Origin of the sequence: Burkholderia cepacia, assembly GCF_029962485.1 — a bacterium.
Taxonomy (GTDB): Bacteria; Pseudomonadota; Gammaproteobacteria; order Burkholderiales; family Burkholderiaceae; genus Burkholderia.
In genome coordinates this window covers 186,316-206,911 of the sequence record NZ_CP073638.1, presented here as the reverse complement: position 1 = coordinate 206,911, position 20,596 = coordinate 186,316, and the positions used below count along the sequence as shown (strand labels likewise).

The following is a 20,596-nucleotide window of genomic DNA, read 5'->3' as shown; positions in this document are numbered from 1 at the left end:
GCAACCCTACGCGAGCGTGCGCTGGCAGAATCGCGACGATCCGGCCGTTGCTGCCGAAACGCTCGGCCGGATGAACGGTCGGCCGGACCGGCCGCCGGCGCGCCCGCGACCGGCCATGGCCCGTGCCGCGCACGCGTGCCGAATGGCTGGCGATCCGCATCGCGCTGATTTATGATCGGCTCCGTATCGTGGAATCGTCGTCGCGGCGACGATCCGCATTGCGCCGCGCCCGGCATCCACCCCCAACGTCGAGCTCGTCACACCATGAGAAAAACAACGCCGCGCGCGCCCCTGCGCGTTGCCGCCGCCCTGGCGCCCGCCCTGCCGCTCGCGGGCTGCGCATCACGCGGCGCACCGTCGTACGTGCTGTTCGGCGCGTACTTCCCGCTCTGGCTCGTCAGCGCGATCGTCGGCGTCATCGGCGCGATCGTCGCGCACCGCGTGTTCGTCTCGACCGGCTGGGCCGCCACCGTGCCTTACCAGCTCGCCGTGTGCACCGCGATCGGGCTCGTGGTCGCCGTGATCGTCTGGCTCACCGGCACGGGGCCGTTCGCATGAAGGCCGCCGGACTCCCCCGCCCCTCCGTGAAAGGCCGCGTGATCGCGCTCGCGATCGTCGCGCTCGGCATCGCCGCGCTCGTGTATGCGTACTACCGCACGACGGCCTATCCGTCCACCGACGACGCGTCGATCGACGCGGACGTCGTGCACGTCGCGTCGCCCGTCGGCGGCCGCATCGTGCAGCTCGCGGTGCACGAGAACCAGCGCGTCGCGAAGGGCGACCTGCTGTACGTAATCGATCCCGTGCCGTACCGCCTGACGGTCGCGCAGGCGCAGGCCGACGTCGAACTCGCGCGCGCGTCGCTCGACACGCGCCGCCGGTCGCTGATCGGCGAGCGTTCGAACGCGGCGGTCGCCGCCGAGCAGGTCAAACGCGCGACGCAGAACGCCGACCTCGCGACACGCGACGTGAACCGGCTCGCGCCGCTCGCCGCGCAGGGTTATGTCAGTGCGCAGCAGTTCGACCAGGCGAAGGTCCGCCAGCGCGACGCATCCGTCTCGCTCGCGCAGGCGCAGGAGCAGCAGCGCGCATCCGCACAGACGATCGGGGACGAAGCCGACGCGATCGCGACGCTGCATGCGCGCGAAGCCGCGCTCGCCCGCGCGCAGCATGCGCTCGACGATACGGTCGTGCGTGCGCCGCACGACGGGCTCGTGACGGGTCTCACCGTCCTCGCCGGCGAAACCCTTGCACCGAACCAGTCGATCTTCACGTTGATCGACGCGCGCGAATGGTTCGCCGTCGGCAATTTCCGCGAGACGGCATTGAGCCGCATCGCGGTCGGCGATTGCGCGACCGTCTATTCGATGATCGACCGCGGCCGCCCGCTGACGGGCAAGGTCGTCGGCATCGGCGCCGGCATCGCGGACAGCGCGCGCATCAACCTGCCGCGCTCGCTGCCGATCGTGCAGAACTCGGTGAACTGGGTGCACGTCGCGCAGCGCTTCCCGGTGCGCGTGAAGCTCGACGAACCCGATGCGAAGCTCGTGCGCGTCGGCGCCAGCGCGATCGTCGAGGTCCGGCATGGCACTGCCTGCCGCTGACGTTCGCGCGCCGGGCCCGCGCGAAGTCCTGCGACTGCTCGCGCCGTTTCCGGGGCGCACGGCCATCGCCGTGCGCGTCGCGCTGATCTGCGCGCTGACCGCGCTTGTGACGGCCGCGTACGGCACGCCCGAAGCCGCCCTTTCCGCGTACGTCGTGTTCTTCATGATCCGCGCCGACCGCGTGACGAGCGTCGTGCTCGCGGCCGCGCTGCTGCTGATCGTCACGATCGTGATCGGGCTCGTGCTCGGCATCGCGATCTTCAGCATCGACTATTCGATCCTGCGGGTCGCGTGCATGGCCGTGCTGTCGGTCGCCCTCCTGTACCTCACTTCCGCCAGCAAGCTGCGACCGGTGGGCGCGATCCTCGCGATGATCGTCGGCTTCGGGCTCGACCAGCTCGGCCTCGCACCGTTCGGCGAAGCCGCGACGCGCGCACTGCTCTATATCTGGTTGACGATCGCGATCCCCGTCGGCGTGGCGATCGTCGTCAACCTGCTGATCGCGCCGTCGCCGCGCAAGCTCGTGCACGCGCAGCTCGCGAAGCGGCTGCGGCTCGCCGCGCGGCGACTGCGCGGCGACGACGACGCGCGTGCCGCGTTCGACACGAGCCTGCGTGAAGGCGACAAGCAGTTGCTCACGTGGCTCAAGCTGTCGAAGCTCGAAGGCTCGTCGACCGCCGCCGACGTCGCGGCGCTGCGGCAGGCCATCGCGTCGAGCACCGTGCTGATGGTCGGCGTCGCGCTGGCCGATCGCGAACCGGACGCGCGGCTGCCCGATGCGTTCGCCGCGCCGATCGCCGCGACGCTCGACGACATGGCCGCCATTCTCGAACGCGGCGGCTATCCGGTCGACGTGACGCTCGCGCTGCCGCCCGCCGACGCGCTGCCGCCGCTCGCGCGTATCGCCGCGACCGATCTCCATGCAGCGATCACGCGCTTCGCGGAGCCGGGTGCGACGGTCCCGCCGGCCGATGCAGCGACGGAGGCTTCGGCAAGCGCGGCGCCCGCTGCCCCTGCCGCCCCGCCCGAAGCACCCACCGCAGCGCCGGCACCGGCCCCAAGCGGCGGCTTCTTCCTGCCCGACGCGCGCACCAATCCCGACCACATCCGTTATGCGCTGAAGACGACCGCCGCGGCGATCTTCTGCTACCTGCTGTACTCGCAGCTCGACTGGTCGGGCATCCATACGTGCGTCGTCACCTGCTACATCGTGTCGCTTGGCTCGACGGCCGAAACGGTCGAGAAGCTCACGCTGCGGATCTTCGGCTGCATGGTCGGCGCACTGCTCGGCACCGCCGCGCTCGTGTTCGTCGTGCCGGCGCTGTCGTCGGTCGGCCACTTGATGGCGCTGGTGTTCGCCGGCGCGTGGCTGTCCGCGTGGATCGCATTCGGCTCGCCGCGCATCGCGTATGCGGGCTTCCAGATCGCGTTCGCGTTTTTCCTGTGCGTGATCCAGGGCGCCGGCCCCGGCTTCGACCTGACGATCGCGCGCGACCGCACGATCGGCATCCTGCTCGGCAACGTCGTCGTGTATCTCGTGTTCACACGCATCTGGCCCGTCAGCATCGGCAAGCAGATCGACGTTGCGTTCGCCGCGCTGCTCGACCAGTGGCGACGCATCGCGCAGATCGCGCAACCGGCGGAACGGCGCGCGCTCGCAGCCGAAGCGTTCGCGCGCCACGGTGCGATCGCGCAGGAACTCAGCCTCGTCCATTACGAACCGTCGTGGGTGCGGCCGGCCGCGACGTGGCTCGCCACGCGACGGCGCGCGCTCGCGGAACTCGGTGCGATCGAAGGCCCGCTGTTCCTGCTCGCCGAACGCAAGCCCGGCGACACCGCGATCGGCGCGCAACTCGCACGCGTAACCGAGCCGCGCGACGACGAAGCCACGCCTCCGCCGAACCCGGCGCCATCGGCCCCGCCGCCGCGCGCCGCACCCACCGACCCCGCACGCGACGCGCTGCTGAACCTGATCGACTCGCGGCTCGCGCAGATCGCCGACGCCGCCCGTCAAGCCACACCGAAGGAGCCTGCCCCCCATGCGTCGACCTGAACCGCCGGCCGCCTCGATCGCCGTAGCCACCCTCGCGACCGCCGTCGCGCTGGCCGGCTGCGCGACGTCGTCGATCGACCTGGCGCCGGAGGCACCCGACCGCCCGTGGCAGCCGCAAACGTCGGCCGCAGGCGACATCGTGCCGGGCCCGCCGCGCGCGTCCGCGCAAGGCGCGCACGACTACACGCTGCCCGCGTCGCCGGCGCTCGCGTCGATCTCGCCGCCAGCCGCGCTCGATACCGCGCATCCGTACACGCTGCCGGAGCTGATCGATCTCGCCGAATCGGCGAATCCGCTGACGCGCATCGCATGGAACGACGCGCGCAACGCGGCGCTCGCGGTCGGTCTCGCCAAGGCCGCCTACTTGCCGCGCCTGTCGGCGACCGCGATGGGCGCGTACCAGACGAGCCACGGCTCGACGTCGACGATCCTCGGCGATTCGTCGAGCGACACCACCGTGCACGGCACGATTTCGGCGCTGTCGCTGCAATGGCTGCTGTTCGATTTCGGCGGCCGCGCGGCGCGCGTCGAAGCGGCCGAACAGGCGTCGATCGCATCGAACGTCGCGTTCACCGCCGTGCACCAGCAGGTGATCCACGACGTGACCGTCGGCTACTACCGCTATGAAGCCGCGCGCTCGCGCGCCGTCAGCGCACAGCAGGGCCTCGCGAACGCGGATGCGATCCTCGCGGCATCGCGCGCGCGGCTCAAGCACGGTGTCGGCACGGTCGTCGAGCTCGCGCAGGCGACGCAGAACCGCGCACAGGCGAACCTCGCGCTCGTGCAGGCGAACGGCGCGGAAAGCGACAGCTACCTCGCGCTCGTCTCCGCGCTCGGCATCTCGCCGCTGTCGAAGCCGACGATCGCCGCGCTGCCGAAGCGGCCGCTGCCGCCCGCGCTCGGCTCGTCGGTCGATGCAATCGTGTCGGACGCGATCGCGCGCCGCCCCGACCTGCAGGGCGCGTTTGCGCTCGAAAAGGCCAATCGCGCGAAGATCAAGGCCGCCGAGGCCGCGTTCATGCCGAAGATCTTCCTGTCCGCGTCCACGTCGTACGCGAGCGGTGGCACGGCCATCTCCGCGCTGCCCGCGATCGGCGACCAGGCGCCGACCGTCAACCTGAACGGCAGCCGCTACGGCGGCGGCGTGTTCCTCGGCGTGACGATCCCGCTGTACGACGGCGGCCTGCGCTCGGCCGTGCTGATGCAGGCGCGCAACGATGCGCAAAGCGCGTCCGCGCGCCTCACGCGGACCAAGGAGGAAGCCGTGCGCCAGGTCGTCGCCGCGCAGAACGCGGTGCAGACGAGCCTCGCGTCGCACGACGCGGCCAAGGCGCTCGTCGATGCCGCGCAGACGAGCTACGACGCGGCGCTGACCGCTTACCGGAGCGGCGTCGGCTCGGTCACCGACGCGACGATCGCGCAAAGCCAGCTGCTCGCGGCCCGGAACGCGGAGGTCGACAGCTATGCCGGCGCGCTGTCGGCCGCTGCCGCGCTCGCGCTCGCGACGGGCACGATCGGCGCCGCGCAGTAGCGCCGCCGCCGCAAGGCGGTTGACGCCTGCGCGCGCCGCCCACTAGAATGCCGCCCATTCTTCCTTCAGGAACCATCGTGGACAGTTGCAGCACTCCGTTGCGTGCGCCGCTTGCCGCCTGAACGCCTGTCCGACGCAGTCCTCCTGCCCCGGCTCGCGTTCCGCGAGCCCGCACGCCCCCCGTTTCACACTGAATGACGCATTCGCGCGGTACAGTACCGCGCGATGACGGCCATCCTCGCGTCGCCCATGGCCTTGCGCCACGGCGACGCCGGCCGGCTCGCGCTTCTTGCACGGCAGGACACCCATGACTTTCGATTTCGCACTCCGTCTTTTCACCGCGTTCGCCTGCGGCGTCGCCATCGGCCTCGAGCGCCAGATGCGCCAGCGCACGGCCGGCCTGCGCACCATCACGCTCGTGGCGAGCGGCGCCTGCCTGTTCGTCACGCTCGGCGTGCTGACCGGCAACGGCGTCGCGGGCGTCACGCAGATCGCCGCGTACGTCGTGTCGGGCGTCGGCTTTCTCGGCGGCGGCGTGATCATGCGCGACAAGGGCTCGATCCAGGGCATCAACACGGCCGCGACGCTGTGGTGCTCGGCCGCCGTCGGCGTACTGGCCGGCTCCGGCCATTACGTGCCCGCGCTCGCCGGCACGGGCGTCGTGCTGCTCACCAATACCGTGCTGCGCGGCGTCAGCCAGGCGATCAACGCGACGCCCGTATCGAACGCCGATCTCGTGCGCGAATACCAGATCACGGTGATCTGCCTGGCAGCCGACGAAGTGCACATCCGCACGCTGCTGTCGAACTCGATGTACGCGAAGCCGCTGTCGTTCCAGAGCCTGACGAGCGAGGACGTGCCCGACCAGCCGGACCGGCTGAAGGTGACCGCGACGCTGAAGCTGCATCCGAAGGATCAGCAGAAACTCGAGCAGATCGCGAGCCGGATGAGCATGGAGAAGAGCATTTCCAGCGTGAGCTGGACCGCGAAGGAAGCGGAGCCGCTGATGGAATGAGCGGCGTGGCGGCCGCCGTACCCGGCGCCGCCCCCGCCTGCGTTACGGCGCGTCGATGAGCCCGGCCGAAATCGCCTTGACGACAGCCTGCACCTTGTTGGTCGCGCCGAGCTTCTCGAGGATGTTGTTGACGTGGAAGTTGACCGTCCGCTCCGAGATGCTGAGGATCTGGCCGATTTCGCACGCGGTCTTGCCTTCGGCCGTCCAGCACAGCACCTCGCGCTCGCGCGCGGTCAGCGTGACGCCCGCCGCGGGCGACAGCTTCGGCACCATGAAGCGGCTCATCAGCGAATGCGACAGGTTCGCGAGCCAGTTCGTCTGCAGCGTCAGCATGTTGATTTCAGCAGGCGTCAGCCGGTCGGCATGGCGCGCGATGCTCAACAGGCCGAACGCGCCGCGGGCCGCCCAGCTCGACTGCGCAACGCCCACCGACAGCCCGAAATCGCGCGCGTCCTGCCACAGCGGGCACGGGTCGATCCGGTCGACGTCCGGCCAGACGATCATGTTGGTGCTGAGCGCGCCGTCGCGAACCGTCGAATCGATCTCGATGTAGTTCTGCGCCTGGTAGTGCGCCATCCAGCCGTCGGGATAGGTATTGAAGATGGCGACCGACGGCTTCGATACGGGCAGCGGTACGCGAATGCCGTAACAGCAATATTCGAATCCCAGCCGCTTTGAATAGGCGGCGATCCGCTGGAAGAGCTGCTGCTCGTCTTCCGCGGCGCTGAATTGTTGGTAGGCATCCTGCCAGCGCAGTTCCATTCGTTCTCCGACAACGTCACGCTGTCATACTTGTCAGGTTCCAGCACCCGTTCGAGGCTGATACATTCCGCGCATGACCTCACCTTTGCTGCACCCGGTCCCCGGCCCGTCCCCGGACGGCTACGTGCGCCTGTCAGAAGGCGCACTGGCCGTGCTTGCACTCGACCATGTCTCGAGCGGCCTCGACGCATCGCTGCGGGCCGAACTGCGCGACTGCGCGATCGACGCACGCCTCGCCGGCTACACCGAATGGCATCGCACGGCCAGTGCCGGCGCCCCTTACGTGACGGTCGGCTGGGACTGGTACCTCGAACGCGCGACGGGCACGTTCGTGATCGCGGGCGGCGACGTCCGCAGCAACGTGATGGTCGTCGACGCCACCGGCGCCGACATCGGCATGTTCCGCACGGCCACCGCACTCGCCGCGCGGCTTGCCGGCATCGACTGGCCCTCCGCCGTCGCATCGGCCCTGCTTGGTCGCAACGACGCCTATCATGCCGGTCCCACGCTCCAGTGACAACCTGCCACACATTCCTCTGATCATTTCGCAAGACTGGCGCTCTTTATAAGCAAAAGCGGTCCAGTTTTCAATCCCGTCGATCAAGAAACCGTTACCACCCCGCAAATGGCGTCTTTGCACCGCCAACCTGTAAGAGTTACCAGTTACAGCCTCCTCGTGCCGCGCGATGTAATGCACGCATACAAAAGCACAGATCCGAGGACACCATGCGGACCTTCGTTCACGAGGAAGGGCGGTTGCCACACGAACTTGCAGCGGATCTCGGGCGCTATCGGCGCCGTGTGTTCGTCGAACAGCTCGGTTGGGCGCTCCCGTCGGCGAACGAAAGCTTCGAGCGCGACCAGTTCGATCGCGACGATACCGTCTATGTGTTCGCGAGGAACGCGGGCGGCGACATGTGCGGATGCGCGCGCCTGCTGCCCACCACGCGCCCGTATCTGCTGAAGTCGCTGTTCGCCGACCTGATCGCCGAAGACATGCCGCTGCCGCAATCGGCTGCCGTCTGGGAGCTGTCCCGGTTCGCGGCGACCGACGACGAAGGCGGGCCGGGCAACGCCGAGTGGGCCGTGCGTCCGATGCTCGCTGCCGTCGTCGAATGCGCGGCGCAGCTCGGCGCACGGCAGCTGATCGGCGTGACGTTCGCGAGCATGGAGCGGCTGTTCCGCCGGATCGGCATTCACGCGCACCGCGCAGGCCCGCCGAAACAGGTGGACGGTCGTCTGGTGGTCGCGTGCTGGATCGACATCGATCCGCAAACGTTTGCGGCACTAGGAATCGAGCCGGGGCAGGCAGCCCGGCAAGCCATCGCCGCCTGAACCGGAACGCGCGTTTCCGTTCGGGCGGCCTCGTAACGAAGGAGAACCAACGTGGACCAGTCTCAGGTCTTTCGCGCGATGATGCCCGGGTTGACGAGCGCCAGCGGCGCCAACATCACGGTCGCCTATCCGTCGTTTCTCAGGCCGCTGCCGCTCGTGCGGCTCGACCGTCGCGGGCTCGTGTTTCGTGCCGCCGGCGCCGCGCCGCTCGTCTGCGGGCTGCCGCGCCCGGCGACGCTGCTGGTCGCGGACGCGCCGCTCTGCTCGCTGCGCCTCGTGATTCGCGACATCGCCCCGGCCGGCGGCGGCCGGCACGACCTGACGATGCAGCCGTCCGGCGCCGCCGGCGACGAATTGCTGTGGCATGCGCTGCGCGATCGCGAACCGTACCGGCACATTCAGCACCCGCTCGCGCCTGTCGACACGGCCGTCGCCGCCGACGGCAGCGAGCCGCTCGCAGCGGCCGGCGAAGCTGCACCCCGGCCGTCGCGCAGCGCGGCCTTCCGCCTGCCTTGCCATAGCGATGCGCTGTTCTTTGCCGACTGGCTCGAATATCACTTCGACGAACTGCGCGCGCTGTCGCAACAGCACGGGCCGCAACTGCAGCTCAACCAGCTCGAACGACAGGTCGCCGACGACGAGGTCGGCGTGCGCTTCGTCTACGACATCGACGGGCATGCCACGCGACACGCGCTGACCGACTGCGCACGCGAGGCCTGTGCATGGATCGAGACGGAAATGCGCGACAAGTTCGCGCTGCCTGTCGCGCAGGAGCGGTTCGGCGCGTTTGCGGCGCACGCACGGGCCGGCGGCATGTGAACGGGTAACGGCTACCCGTTGCACGGATACAACTAGGGCTTGCAAACGTCCGGGTTTTCCCTTAAATTTACGTCTGTCTCCTCCATGTCTCCAAACATGGATTCAGCCCGCTCAAGCAGCGGGCTTTTTTATTGCCTGCGCGGATTGCGGGGCCATATCATTCGTCGCCTTTGCCACCCGGCGTGCAAGCATTCCGACACGCCACGATCCAGATCGACCGGATATCATCAGCGGGCCTGCCACTCTTCGCCGAGGTCATCTTGCACGCCCACCTGCGCATTGCCCGCCCGGTCAGCAACCTCGCCCGCACCGAGCGCATGTATCGCGACGCCCTCGACTTGCCGGTCCTCGCGCGCTTCGAAGATCACGACGGCTTTTCCGGCGTGATGCTCGGCCGTGACGGTCTCGACTATCACTTCGAATTCACGCACTGCCCCGATCATCCGATCGCGCCGTCGCCGACACCCGAGGACCTGATCGTCTTCTACCTGCCCGATCGCCCGGAATGGGAAGCCGCATGCGAGCGCGCCACCGCACATGGCTTCATGCCCGTGACGTCGTTCAATCCGTACTGGGAAATATCCGGCCAGACCTTCGAGGATGCCGACGGCTACCGGATCGTGCTGCAGAACGGCACGTGGCGCTGACACGCGGATACGCGTGAGCCGTTACGCGCCGGCAACGCCGCCGGCGCGCGCGACATACACGACGTGCGGCCGCAGCGGATGCCCGTCCGGCAACGCCGGGTGATCGAAATCGCGCGCGGGTTGGCGCAGCATGCCAAGCCGTTCCATCACGCGCCGTGATCGCACGTTGGTGTCGGCCGTCCACGCGAAGATCTCGCCGAGCGCTGCCCGGCCGAGCGCATCGGTCAGGGCGGCGGTAGCCGCTTCGACCGTGTAGCCCTGCCCCCAGGCGTGGCGCGCCTGCCGCCACATGATCTCGTCACACGGTGCCATCGGATGCGTGGCTCGCGCTTCGTGCGACACGCCGCAAAGCCCGATCAGCATCGCATCGGCGCGACGTTCGACCGCCCACACACCGAAATCGTGCGCATCGAAATGCGCTTCGAAGCGCGCGACGAGGTCGCTTGCCTCGTCGACGGACATCGGGCCGCGCGCGAGCCACGCAGTCACGTCCGGATCCGCATGCATCGCCGAAAGCGCACGCGCATCCGACGCGCGCCAGCGGCGCAGTGTCAGGCGTTCGGTTTCGATCGTCGAGGGGGTGGACATGGGTGATGCGGATCGTATGGCGGCAACGGAACGCCGGTGACGTCACGAACCCGAGGGCGGGACGACTGACGAAGGGGGAATCCCGATCGTCGCGTCTGCCCGCGACGATCGAGAGAACAAACAACGAGAAACGGGCGCAGGCGCGCCCGTGGGGGTTACTCGTTTTCCTCGAAGTAATGCCCGAACTTCGTCTGCTTCGTGCGGATATAACGCTCGTTTTCCTCGCGCACGGGCACCGCGAGCGCCACGCGCTCGCAAACCGGAATGCCGTGCTTCGCGAGCGTGTCGAACTTCTCGGGGTTGTTGCTCATCAGCCGCACCGACGTCACGCCGAGGATCCGAAGGATCGCGGCGGCCGAATCGTATTCGCGGGCGTCGTCGGGCAGGCCGAGGTCGAGGTTCGCTTCGACGGTGTCGCGCCCCTGCTCCTGCAGCGCGTACGCGCGGATCTTGTTGCTCAGGCCGATCCCGCGCCCCTCGTGGCCGCGCAGATACAGCAGCACGCCGCGGTCTTCCGCCGCGATGTAGCGCAACGCAAGGTCGAGCTGCTCGCCGCAATCGCAGCGATACGAGCCGAACACGTCGCCGGTCAGGCATTCGGAATGCAGCCGCGTCAGCACGGACTGCTCGCCGGCCACGTCGCCCATGACGAGCGCAAGATGTTCGGCATCGCTGCCCGATACGCGAAACGCGTATGACTTGAACGTACCGTAGCGCGTAGGCAGCGACGCGGTGGCGACGAGTGTCACGCACTCGTCGGCCTGGCCATTGCCCTGCGTGGGCGATTGGGGATGCGAAGACATCATGAATTCAATCGAAACGTTCAGGAATGTAGGAGTTGTGTGGATAGTGCGTGACGGGAGTTTACCGCTAATCTGGAAACGTCACGCGACTGCCACTGCCTGCCCGGCTATACTGGGCTCATCGGGTGTCGCGCACCAACGCCCAGCCTTTCCTGTATCGACCTGCACACGGAGAAAGCGAATGAGCACGACTGTCGCGCAGATTCTCAAGGCCAAGCCGGATTCGGGCCGCACGATCTACACCGTCACGAAGACCGATCTCGTCTATGACGCCATCAAGCTGATGGCGGAAAAGGGGATCGGTGCGTTGCTGGTCGTGGACGGCGACGACATCGCTGGCATCGTCACCGAGCGCGATTATGCGCGCAAGGTTGTCCTGCAGGACCGTTCATCGAAAGCCACCCGCGTCGAGGAAATCATGACGGCAAAGGTGCGCTACGTCGAACCATCGCAATCGACCGACGAGTGCATGGCGCTGATGACCGAGCACCGGATGCGCCACCTGCCCGTCCTCGACGGCGGCAAGCTGGTCGGCCTCATCTCGATCGGCGACCTCGTGAAGAGCGTGATTGCCGATCAGCAGTTCACGATCAGCCAGCTCGAACACTACATTCACGGCACGCCGGTCGCTTCCACCTGATCCGCTCCAGCGAAAAAGGCCCAAACGCGTGAGCGTCTGGGCGGAAAGCCGCCGACATGCGGCGACGGAGGTTCTGCTCCTGCGGGCGAACGACGCGCGCAAATGGCGCGCGTCACGTCGATGGAATGGTGCGCTCGGGCAGACCGGGAACGTTCGATCAGTTGCCGAAATAGACCGAGTTCACGGGATTCGGCGCGTCATGCGTCATGCGGCGGCCTGCCTGGCCGGCACCCGTCGCCACGGCACCGTAGCCGCTCGTATCGGCCTGCGCGAGCATCGGCTGGTTCGGCTGGATGCGTTGTTCGGCTGCCTGGATGTTGTTCGGGTACTGCGAATCGCTCGCCAGCGGCTTGTAGCCGTTCTGTTCGAGTTGCACGAGTTCGGCCTTGACCTGGTCGCGCGTCAGCCCCTGCTCAGACTGTGCAAACGATGCGATCGGTGCGGCAAGGACGGATGCGGCGATGGCTGCATAGATGATCGACTTCATGATTGACCTCCGGAATATGCTCTCTTTTGACGTCGCCTCGGCAGGACTGTCTGAAGCGATTGAAACCAGTGTAGTGCTGGTCACTCCAAGGGGAAACCCTTAGTTTGAACATACAGCGTTGCGATTTTGGCAAATATCACCGAGTATTTCTGAACACATCCGCCGCGACTTGCTTCATCTGCACAACAATCGCTGACGAAACGCCAACAGCCGAATCACATATTCCGAAGGTTGTGTTGTAGAATCGTAAGGTTTTATTCGCCAGTCGATATTCCATCCACCATGTACGCGCTCACGCCCCTTTCGGTTTCGCCGTCCGGCCCGGCCGGCGTGCGCGCGCACGCCGGCCATCCGGCGCATCCCCTCGCTCGACGCACGGCCCAGGCGCCGCTCGCCCCTGCCCGGCGCCTGATCTGACGGCTCGGTCTCCTCCCGGAGCCAGGTCAGACAGGCTCCGGGCGATCCCCATAGGCACGCCACGCCTGCCCTTGCCGATCATTTGGAGAACTGCCATGAAACAACGCCTTTACCAGTTGACCGAACTCGACGTTGCTCGCCTCGAAAAGCACGCCGAACACAACCCGCGCTTCCAGACCATGCTCGACACGCTGCTCGAGCGTGCCGACATCGTCCAGCCCGACGCCATCAAGGCCAATGTCGTCACGATGAACTCGCAGATCACGCTGCTCGACGAATCGACCCAGGAACAGGCCACCTGGACGATTGTTTATCCCGACACCGCCAATCTCGAACTCGGCCGCCTGAACGTCTTCTCGCCCGTCGGCATGGCGCTGCTGGGCACGCAACGTGGCCAGATGGTCAAGGTGATGCAGCCGAGCGGCGCCGAAAAGCTGATGAAGGTCTCCGCGATCGTGTTCCAGCCGGAAGCCAACGGCGAATACACGCGCTGACGTCATCGGCCGCCGGCACCGCGCTCAACACGGGCGCGGAACGCAAAAAGCGAGGCACCGGCCTCGCTTTTTTGCATTCTGGCGATCCGAATCGTCGCCATCGCATTCCGCAGACGAAAAAAAGGCGCCCGAAGGCGCCTTTTTCGATGCTGCGAAGCGGGTTACCCCGCCGTCACGCTTAGAAGCGGTGACGCAGACCAACCGTTGCTGCGGTTTGGTTGATCGACGAGCTCGCTGCCGTCGTGTTGTCGCCGTTGTAGATCGACGTGCCGAACGCATTGCCCTTCGCGCCGCGCTGGTACACAGCTTGTGCGTACACGTCGGTGCGCTTCGACAGAGCGTAGTCAGCTTGCACGCCGAACTGGTTCCAGTGCGAGCTGCCACCGTCAACCTTCGTGTTCGTGTACGTGTAAGCTGCGCCCAGGCCGAGAGCCGGCGTCAGGTTGTACTTTGCGTTGACTTCGTAGTTGTCGGTACGGAACGCGCCAGCTTGACCCGGAACGTTGTCGATACGCGATTGCGTCCATGCAGCGCCGACTTGTGCCGGGCCGAATGCGTAGCCAGCACCAGCACCGTACGTGCGGACGCGACCTTGCGAAGCGATGTTCGTTGCGCCGTTGGCGTTCGTGCCGTCGCCCAGGTTAGCTTGCGAGTAAGCTGCACCCAGCTTCAGGCCTTGGAACTGGTACGACGCACCAGCGCTGTACGCACGGTTGTTGCCGAAGTTCTGGTTGTTCGAGAACGAGTACGTGCCGCCGAATTGCAGGCCAGCGTAGTTAGCGCTCGTGTACTTGATCGAGTTGTTCAGTGCGACGTCGCCGTTCGTGCTGAGACGGTCGTTGTTGCCGCGGTGCGCGAAGTACGTGCCGCCCCACGTGCCCGTTGCCGTCAGCGGCGCCAGGTAGTCTTGCGTTGCGTCGTACTGCTTGCCCAGCGTGACCGTGCCGTACTGGCTCGACAGGCCGACAAATGCTTGACGGTTGAACATGCCGCCGTTGTTACCCAGCTTGCCGTTACCGATGCCGAAGCCGCTTTCCAACGTGAAGATTGCCTTCAGGCCGCCACCGAGGTCTTCCGAACCACGCAGGCCGAAACGGCTCTGGTCGATACCCGAGCCCATCGACCACAGCGACTTGCTGGCGACGTTGCTTTGGTAGGTGATGCCTGCGTCCAGCACGCCGTACAGCGTGACGCTGCTTTGTGCGTGAGCGACGGTAGCAAACGATGCTGCAGCTGCTGCAACGATCAGAGTCTTGTTCATTCGTGGAGCTCCCTTCTAAAAAGAGGCAGGTCTCGCGACCTTGTTCATAAACGGTCTGCAACCGCCCGGGAGCGCCATCGATCCTGCTGGCCGCGCCCGGATAGTTGCCCGTTTGGGAACCGTGAGTTTAGGGGTGTACCCTAGGGGAGCGATCCGCAAATAAAGAAATAAGCTTTTCCAGAACTAGAAATAATGAAAGTGGGGCCTAGTCATAAGTATTTGTTTTAACGTTTGTTTTTGACTTCTTGACGACGTCGTTTTGGTGGCATTCATCGCACCATTCTTACATGTCATCGTCTTGACGGTTGCATAGAAACAACAAACGGATCTGATGCAGCACCCCGAAATCGGTACCTTTTACCTATTTTAGTCCCAAATTCCCGGTGCCGGGTGTCTAAAACGTACTCGCCCCTCTGTAAACAGGGTGCCTCGGGCGATGTCCCCGTCAGTCGACGGAAAGGAAATGGCGGTTACCACCTGCCGTGACACCCAGTAACAGCCTTAACCGCACGCGTAACCCGACCGGTGCACTGGCAGGCTAATGTAAGGCAGCCTTCAATACTGAACAGGACACGCCATGAATCGACGCTCGTTGTTGCGCGCCATCGGATTGACCGCCGCCTTCGCCGGCACGGGCTGGCTGCGCGCCGCCTCGGCCCAGCCCGCGCCGCCCGTGTATCGGCCGTCCGGCCCGAACCGCGTGCCCGGCGGCCCGCCGTATGACGATCGCCCGCGCGCCGGGCCGCCGGCGGCCCGGCACGACCGCCGGCCGCCGCCACCCCGGCCGCACGGCTATATATGGACCGACGGCTATTGGCGCTGGCAGCGTGGCCGCTATATATGGGTGTCCGGCCGCTGGGTCGCACGGCGCCCCGGACGTCGCTGGGTACCCGGCTACTGGCGCCGCCAGGGGCCGGCATGGGTCTACGTCGACGGCTCGTGGCGATAGGCCGCCGCCCGGCTCCGGCCAATGAAGGTGCGGAGCCGGACGGCGCGCGGGAAGCGGCGCCGTTCGCGCCGTCGAATCAGGGATGCGCGGCCCGCAATCAGCGCGTCGTTACGCCAGCGCCCTGCCGCCTTCGCGACGAACACATCGACGCATCATCGCGGCCGTTCGTCGCGACGGCATCCTTCGGATAACGAAATCAATCGATACCGATGCAACCGTACCGGCCATGCGTCGTTCCATCGCGCGCCATCCGCGGCACTCCATGCACCGACGAAGCGGCCGGTGCGTCCTGCTCAACGCCCGCCGCCCTCCGGTTCCCGCGCACGACGACGCGCCGCGCAGATCGCGCGATGATGTTCGTCGGCCCAACGGATCATCGCCTGCATCGGCGTGAGGAACGAGCGCCCGAGATCGGTCAGCGCATACTCGACGCGCGGCGGCACTTCGGCGAACAGCGCGCGGCTGACGAAGCCGTCCTGCTCGAGCCGCTTCAGCGTACGCGACAGCATCTGGTTCGACACATCGCCGATCGCGCGGCCGAGTTCGTTGAAACGCATCGTTCCGCCGGACAGCGCTTCGAGCACGAGCAGGCTCCACTGGTCGCCGATGCGGTCGAGCACATCGCGGATCGGGCAAGGCTGGTCGAGTTCGACGGATTCGTCGGCGGACGGCAACGGCATGACTGGACTCTCTTCTCTCTTTCTAGTGCAATCCACGGTCATCACGGTGTGACCTGTTCACACCGCGGTGACTTCTTGTGACGGGTTCGCGGCAACTGTACCATTCGATCGACCCGACAACCGGCAGGATTCGCCAGTTCAACGAAACATGACGATGCCGCACGGCGTCGCCGTACCGGCCGCCGTGTTGACGCATGCGTTGCGGCGAATCCTTCGCATCGGGACTGCACGCGTGCCCGCAATTGCACCCTGCCGCCCGCCGATCGTCACGATCGGCGTCACCCGCAGTCGCACATCGTGCGCCCCCTCACGAACCGTCAGACAAGGAAACCGCTACATGTCATTGTTCCGCTCCCCCGCTCGTGCCGTTGCCGCATGCGTCATGCTGGCCGCATCGACGGCCGCGCTGGCCACCGGCCCGGCTACCCGCGACCTGGCCGCCGAGGAAGCCAACCGCCAGCTCGTGCTGACGTTCTACGACCGTTTCTTCAACAAGCACGAAGCCGTCGAGGCCGCCGCCGTCGTCGCGGACGACTACAAGCAGCACAACCCGCACGTGCCGGACGGCAAGAAGCCGTTCGTGTCGTACTTCGTCGGCGCGTTCCAGAAGAACCCCGCATCGCGCGCGCGCATCGTCCGCAGCGCGACCGATGGCGATCTCGTCTACCTGCACGTGCACGCGACCGAGCGTCCGGGCGATCGCGGCGAAGCGGTGGTCGACATCTTCCGCGTGAAGGACGGCAAGATCGTCGAGCACTGGGACGTGATTCAGCCGGTGCCCGAAACGGCCGCAAACCGCAACACGATGTTCTGACGCGCGGGCGCCGGGCAAGCGCGGATGCCCGGCGCCGGCGAAGTCCCCTACAATCGTGCTTCGCCGCCGCTCCGGCGCAGGCGAAGCACGGCCCGCACAGGCGGCCGTTCGCGAAGACGGTGTCAACGATGAGCCCCGCCCATATTTCCCTGAGCAACGCCGGCGACCTGGTCGCCAGCCTCGGCAGTCCGCAGTTTCCCGCCCGGCTTTGGGCGTGGCTGCGCGAAACCGTCGATCCGCAATCCCATTACAGCGTCGCGACGCGTTACCGGCGTGACGCGCCGTCGCACGCGGTCGACAGCGTCGACGTGCTGTTCTTCGCCGGCGGCGACGATCCCGACGGCACGCGCCACGCACTCGATCTGTATACACAGGGCGACTGGCGCAACGACACGCTGCTCCCGCATATCGAGCGCGCGACCGATTCGCAGCTCGTGTTCTCCTGCAACGAGGAAATCGACACGGCGACCGAGTACGGCCGCCAGTTCGCGCTTGGCGAGCTCGGCGAGGACTGCACGCTGCTCGGCAGCGAGCGCGACTATGTCTATGCGTTCTCGCTGTTCCGCCGGCGCGGCCAGCCGTCCTATACGCTGGCCGAACTGGCGCTGCTGCGGCAGCTCGGCGATTTCGTGCTGCCGCTGCTGATCCAGCATGCGCGGCTCGCCCGCCTGACGCCGCGCTCGGACGACGGCGCGCTGCTGCAGCGCTTCGAACAGCGGCTGTCGGCCAGCGGCGCGGCGCTGTCGCAGCGCGAGCGGCTCGTGTGCCGCGCGGTGCTGCAGGGCCAGCCCGTCCCGCAAATCGCCGACGCGCTCGCGCTCAAGGCCAGCAGCGTGCGCACCTATCTCGGGCGCGCACTCGCGAAGCTCGGCGTCGCGAACCGCGCCGGGCTGTTCGCGTGGTGCGTGACCGAAGAAGAAGCGCCGGAAGACCGCAGCCAATAGACGCCGCCGCGTCCCCCCCAACGCCTTTGTCGCGCGTTGTCCTCAAAACAATGACAGACAGCCGGCCGCCCCGCTCCTAGTATCTGACTCACCCGACGACAGCAACGTGTCGGATACCACGGAGACACGGAATGCCGAATACCGGATCGACGCCGGCCCGCGCGGCCGCGAGCGCGTCGCCCATCGATTCGCCGATACAAACCCATCGGCAAAACCGGCATGACGCTCCGGCAGCCGTTGCCGGCCTTCGCCACGGTGCATCGCCGCCACCACGCAGCGCCGGCACGTAACGCCCCATCCCATTCCAACCCGACCGGGTTCACACGACCGGACGAGCCACACGGCCCGCCCGCCGGACACGTGCGCCCGTCGATCCCCCTATCCGGAGGAGACACATGCAACACGCCGATACCGTCTATCTGAACGGCCTGCTTTACACGGGCGACGCGCAGCGCCGCTTCGCGCAGGCGCTCGCTACAAAGGACGGCAAGATCGTCGCGGTCGGCCGCGACGACGACATCCGTCCGCTGGCCGGCCCCGCAACGCGGATGGTCGATCTCGCCGGCCGGCTGATGCTGCCGGGCCTGATCGACGGTCACGTGCACCCGCTCGAAGGTCATCAGATTCTCGGCGACTTCGACCTGTCCGGCATCAACGATCCCGACACGATCCTGCAACGCATCCGCGCGTGCGCCGATGCGACACCCAACGAGCCGTGGGTCTATCTCGGCGGCGCGAACCTCGCCGCGTTCGGCGCGTATCCGACCCGCGAACTGCTCGACCGGATCGAGCCGGACCGGCCGCTGCTCGTCGTCGGCTTCGACGTGCACAGCGGCTGCCTCAACACGAAGGGGCTCGAAGCGGCCGGCATCCAGGCTGACACGCCCAATCCGTCCGGCGGCGTGATCGAGCGTGATGCCTCGGGCGCGCCGAACGGCGTCGTGCACGAAGCAGCCTTCTACCGTGTGTGCCCGATCATTCCGCAACTGAGCCCGGCCGGCTACCCGAAATCGCTCGCCAAGGCGCACGCGATGGCGCACGGCTACGGCATCACCGGCTGGTTCGATGCACGCGTCGAGGAAGCCGAACTCAAGGCCTATGCCGACGCGCAGCGCGCGGGCACGCTGAAGGCGTACATGAGCGCGGGCCTCTACGCGAACCCGCGCCGCGACCCGCGCGAGCAAGTCGAGCGCTTCGTCGCCTGGCGCCGCGAATATGAGCGCGACAACCTGCGCCTGCATACGGTGAAGATCTTCGTCGACGGCGTACCTGAATCGAAAACAGCCGCGCTGCTCGAGCCGTACGCGGGCACCGACGACTGCGGCCTGGCCCTGTGGAGCCAGGACGCGCTGAACGAAATCTGCCTGCTCGCCGATACGGCCGGCTTCGACCTGCACTTCCATACGCTCGCCGACCGCGCGGTGCGCATGACGCTCGACGCGCTCGAATATATCCAGCGCCGCAACGGCATGCGCGACCGGCGTGCGCAGCTTGCGCACCTGCAGCTCGTCGATCCGGCCGACATGAGCCGCTTCAACCGGCTCGGCGCAATCGCAAGCGTGCAGACGCTGTGGACCGCCGCCCGCGAGGAGCAGCAACAGCTTTATCGCGACCTGCTCGGCGCCGAGCGCACCGCGCGCAACTATCCGTTCCGCAGCCTGCGCAATGCGGGCGCGATGCTCGCGGCCGGTTCCGACTGGTCGGTCAGCACGATGGACCCGATGCAGATCATTCAGACGGGCGTCACGCACCTGCTGATCGACCAGCCCGACAGCCCGCCGTGGAATCCGCACGAACGGCTCGACCTGCTCACGATGCTCGAGGCCTATACGGTCAACACCGCCTATGCGTTGCGTTTCGACGACTGCACGGGTTCGCTCGAAGCGGGCAAGGATGCGAGCTTCGCGATCCTAGACCGCAATCCGTTCGCGCACCCGGTCGAAACGTTCGCGCAAACCCGCGTGATCGAAACGTGCTTCCGCGGCGAAGTCGTGCACGCCACGCCGGGCTGGGCCGACTGAGCATCGGCCCGGGCCGTCGTCAGGCGACGCCGAGCGCCAGTACCTGCTCGGTCGTCAGCACGTCGCCGAACGTGTCCGACAGCGCGGCCAGCGTCGCGCGATGGAGGTCGCGGTGCGGCACCGTCCCGCCGCCCGCGACGTCGAGATCGCGCGTCGCGCACGCGTCGTCGACGACGATCACCGCATAGCCGAGCGGCACCGCATCGCGTGCCGCGCCGGCCACGCATGCATGCGTCATCAGGCCCGTGACGATCAGCGTGTCGACGCCGGCGGCCTTCAGGCGGGCATCGAGGTCCGTCGTCGGGAACACGCTGACCGACGTCTTCTTCACGACCGCGTGGTGCGGCGCCGGCTGCAGGTCCGCGTGAAAGCGGAAGCCGTCGCTGCCGTCGGCGAAGATCGGGCTGTCGGCCGTATCGACGTGCTGGACGTGAAATACCGGAATGCCCGCGCGATCGGCGAACGCGATCACGCGCTGCGCATTGCCCAGCGCACGCGGCCCCTCCGGAATCGGCAGGCGGCCGCTGAAGTATTCATTCTGGAAATCGATCACCAGCAGCGCGGTGCGAGCGGCGGCGATCGCCGTCGGCGCGGTCGCGCCCGCCAGGGTACGGATGGTCGGATGTTGCATGGGTCACTCTCTCGGTTGGCCTATCGAAGGAACGGCGCGCCGGGCCAGCCGGCGCCGCCGGACGCGGCCCGATCCTTCCCCGGCCGCGAGGCGACAGTGTC

The 20,596-nt window shown here is 67.0% G+C and carries 22 protein-coding genes; 15 read left to right on the top strand and 7 right to left on the bottom strand.

Annotated elements, in window-relative coordinates:
- The first annotated feature begins 264 nt into the window (after positions 1–264).
- From KEC55_RS17485 to KEC55_RS17465, 5 genes are all read left to right on the top strand, one after another.
- Positions 265–558: a hypothetical protein gene (locus KEC55_RS17485; RefSeq protein WP_282509030.1), complete on the top strand. Its 294-nt coding sequence runs from the start codon at positions 265–267 to the stop codon at positions 556–558.
- Entirely contained in the window at positions 555–1,604 is a 1,050-nt protein-coding gene (gene mdtN, locus KEC55_RS17480; RefSeq protein WP_282509029.1) for a multidrug transporter subunit MdtN, read from the top strand. Before KEC55_RS17485 ends, mdtN begins: the two co-directional genes overlap by 4 nt.
- Entirely contained in the window at positions 1,585–3,657 is a 2,073-nt protein-coding gene (locus KEC55_RS17475; RefSeq protein WP_282509028.1) for an FUSC family protein, read from the top strand. The genes mdtN and KEC55_RS17475 overlap by 20 nt, the downstream gene beginning before the upstream one ends.
- Positions 3,644–5,188 (top strand): TolC family protein, encoded by a 1,545-nt coding sequence (locus KEC55_RS17470; RefSeq protein WP_282509027.1) that lies wholly within the window; start codon positions 3,644–3,646, stop codon positions 5,186–5,188. Before KEC55_RS17475 ends, KEC55_RS17470 begins: the two co-directional genes overlap by 14 nt.
- Positions 5,189–5,495: 307 nt before the next feature.
- Entirely contained in the window at positions 5,496–6,203 is a 708-nt protein-coding gene (locus KEC55_RS17465; RefSeq protein WP_176050173.1) for an MgtC/SapB family protein, read from the top strand.
- Positions 6,204–6,245: 42 nt separating this feature from the next.
- Here the strand turns inward: KEC55_RS17465 and KEC55_RS17460 are convergent, their stop codons facing one another.
- Positions 6,246–6,965, bottom strand: coding sequence for an autoinducer binding domain-containing protein (locus KEC55_RS17460; protein ID WP_176050174.1), 720 nt, complete (start codon positions 6,963–6,965; stop codon positions 6,246–6,248).
- A 73-nt stretch (positions 6,966–7,038) separates the two neighbouring features.
- Between KEC55_RS17460 and KEC55_RS17455 the strand changes: the two genes are divergently transcribed.
- The 4 genes from KEC55_RS17455 to KEC55_RS17440 all read left to right on the top strand — a co-directional run bounded on the left by KEC55_RS17455 (position 7,039) and on the right by KEC55_RS17440 (position 9,766).
- Complete coding sequence (locus KEC55_RS17455; protein WP_282509026.1) at positions 7,039–7,482, top strand: DUF4902 domain-containing protein; 444 nt, start codon at positions 7,039–7,041, stop codon at positions 7,480–7,482.
- Positions 7,483–7,691: 209 nt separating this feature from the next.
- Positions 7,692–8,300, top strand: a complete 609-nt coding sequence (locus KEC55_RS17450) for an acyl-homoserine-lactone synthase (protein WP_027789397.1) — start codon at positions 7,692–7,694, stop codon at positions 8,298–8,300.
- Positions 8,301–8,351: 51 nt separating this feature from the next.
- On the top strand, positions 8,352–9,119 hold the full coding sequence (locus KEC55_RS17445; protein WP_282509025.1) for a hypothetical protein: 768 nt from the start codon (positions 8,352–8,354) through the stop codon (positions 9,117–9,119).
- Between the two features lie 260 nt (positions 9,120–9,379).
- Positions 9,380–9,766: a VOC family protein gene (locus KEC55_RS17440; protein WP_282509024.1), complete on the top strand. Its 387-nt coding sequence runs from the start codon at positions 9,380–9,382 to the stop codon at positions 9,764–9,766.
- A 21-nt stretch (positions 9,767–9,787) separates the two neighbouring features.
- Here the strand turns inward: KEC55_RS17440 and KEC55_RS17435 are convergent, their stop codons facing one another.
- Together KEC55_RS17435 and ribA are read right to left on the bottom strand one after the other, a co-directional pair.
- Positions 9,788–10,354 carry a GNAT family N-acetyltransferase gene (locus KEC55_RS17435; protein WP_282509023.1) on the bottom strand — a complete coding sequence of 189 codons (567 nt, stop codon included), beginning with the start codon at positions 10,352–10,354 and terminating at the stop codon, positions 9,788–9,790.
- 155 nt (positions 10,355–10,509) lie between these two features.
- On the bottom strand, positions 10,510–11,160 hold the full coding sequence (gene ribA / locus KEC55_RS17430; protein WP_282509022.1) for a GTP cyclohydrolase II: 651 nt from the start codon (positions 11,158–11,160) through the stop codon (positions 10,510–10,512).
- 178 nt (positions 11,161–11,338) lie between these two features.
- On the opposite strand from ribA, the gene KEC55_RS17425 reads away from it, so the two are divergent.
- Positions 11,339–11,797 (top strand): CBS domain-containing protein, encoded by a 459-nt coding sequence (locus tag KEC55_RS17425; protein ID WP_039344004.1) that lies wholly within the window; start codon positions 11,339–11,341, stop codon positions 11,795–11,797.
- 157 nt (positions 11,798–11,954) lie between these two features.
- Here the strand turns inward: KEC55_RS17425 and KEC55_RS17420 are convergent, their stop codons facing one another.
- Entirely contained in the window at positions 11,955–12,284 is a 330-nt protein-coding gene (locus KEC55_RS17420) for a DUF4148 domain-containing protein (protein WP_176050181.1), read from the bottom strand.
- Positions 12,285–12,796: 512 nt separating this feature from the next.
- On the opposite strand from KEC55_RS17420, the gene KEC55_RS17415 reads away from it, so the two are divergent.
- Positions 12,797–13,195, top strand: coding sequence for a GreA/GreB family elongation factor (locus KEC55_RS17415; protein ID WP_282509021.1), 399 nt, complete (start codon positions 12,797–12,799; stop codon positions 13,193–13,195).
- A 178-nt stretch (positions 13,196–13,373) separates the two neighbouring features.
- Here KEC55_RS17415 and KEC55_RS17410 read toward each other — a convergent pair whose 3' ends face one another.
- A complete protein-coding gene (locus KEC55_RS17410) occupies positions 13,374–14,456 on the bottom strand; it encodes a porin (protein WP_282509020.1) in 1,083 nt (360 codons plus the stop codon).
- 577 nt (positions 14,457–15,033) lie between these two features.
- On the opposite strand from KEC55_RS17410, the gene KEC55_RS17405 reads away from it, so the two are divergent.
- Positions 15,034–15,405, top strand: a complete 372-nt coding sequence (locus KEC55_RS17405; RefSeq protein ID WP_282509019.1) for a hypothetical protein — start codon at positions 15,034–15,036, stop codon at positions 15,403–15,405.
- A gap of 293 nt (positions 15,406–15,698) precedes the next feature.
- Here KEC55_RS17405 and KEC55_RS17400 read toward each other — a convergent pair whose 3' ends face one another.
- Complete coding sequence (locus tag KEC55_RS17400; protein ID WP_176050185.1) at positions 15,699–16,085, bottom strand: winged helix-turn-helix transcriptional regulator; 387 nt, start codon at positions 16,083–16,085, stop codon at positions 15,699–15,701.
- A gap of 337 nt (positions 16,086–16,422) precedes the next feature.
- Here KEC55_RS17400 and KEC55_RS17395 point away from each other — a divergent pair, with 337 nt between their 5' ends.
- From KEC55_RS17395 to KEC55_RS17385, 3 genes are all read left to right on the top strand, one after another.
- The gene (locus tag KEC55_RS17395) at positions 16,423–16,899 is read left to right on the top strand and encodes a nuclear transport factor 2 family protein (protein WP_282509018.1); all 477 of its coding nucleotides are present in this window, start codon (positions 16,423–16,425) and stop codon (positions 16,897–16,899) included.
- 128 nt (positions 16,900–17,027) lie between these two features.
- Positions 17,028–17,843, top strand: coding sequence for a helix-turn-helix transcriptional regulator (locus tag KEC55_RS17390; protein WP_282509017.1), 816 nt, complete (start codon positions 17,028–17,030; stop codon positions 17,841–17,843).
- Positions 17,844–18,238: 395 nt separating this feature from the next.
- Positions 18,239–19,864 (top strand): amidohydrolase, encoded by a 1,626-nt coding sequence (locus tag KEC55_RS17385; protein WP_282509016.1) that lies wholly within the window; start codon positions 18,239–18,241, stop codon positions 19,862–19,864.
- 19 nt (positions 19,865–19,883) lie between these two features.
- Here KEC55_RS17385 and KEC55_RS17380 read toward each other — a convergent pair whose 3' ends face one another.
- Positions 19,884–20,495, bottom strand: coding sequence for a cysteine hydrolase family protein (locus KEC55_RS17380; protein WP_282509015.1), 612 nt, complete (start codon positions 20,493–20,495; stop codon positions 19,884–19,886).
- Positions 20,496–20,596: the final 101 nt, after the last annotated feature.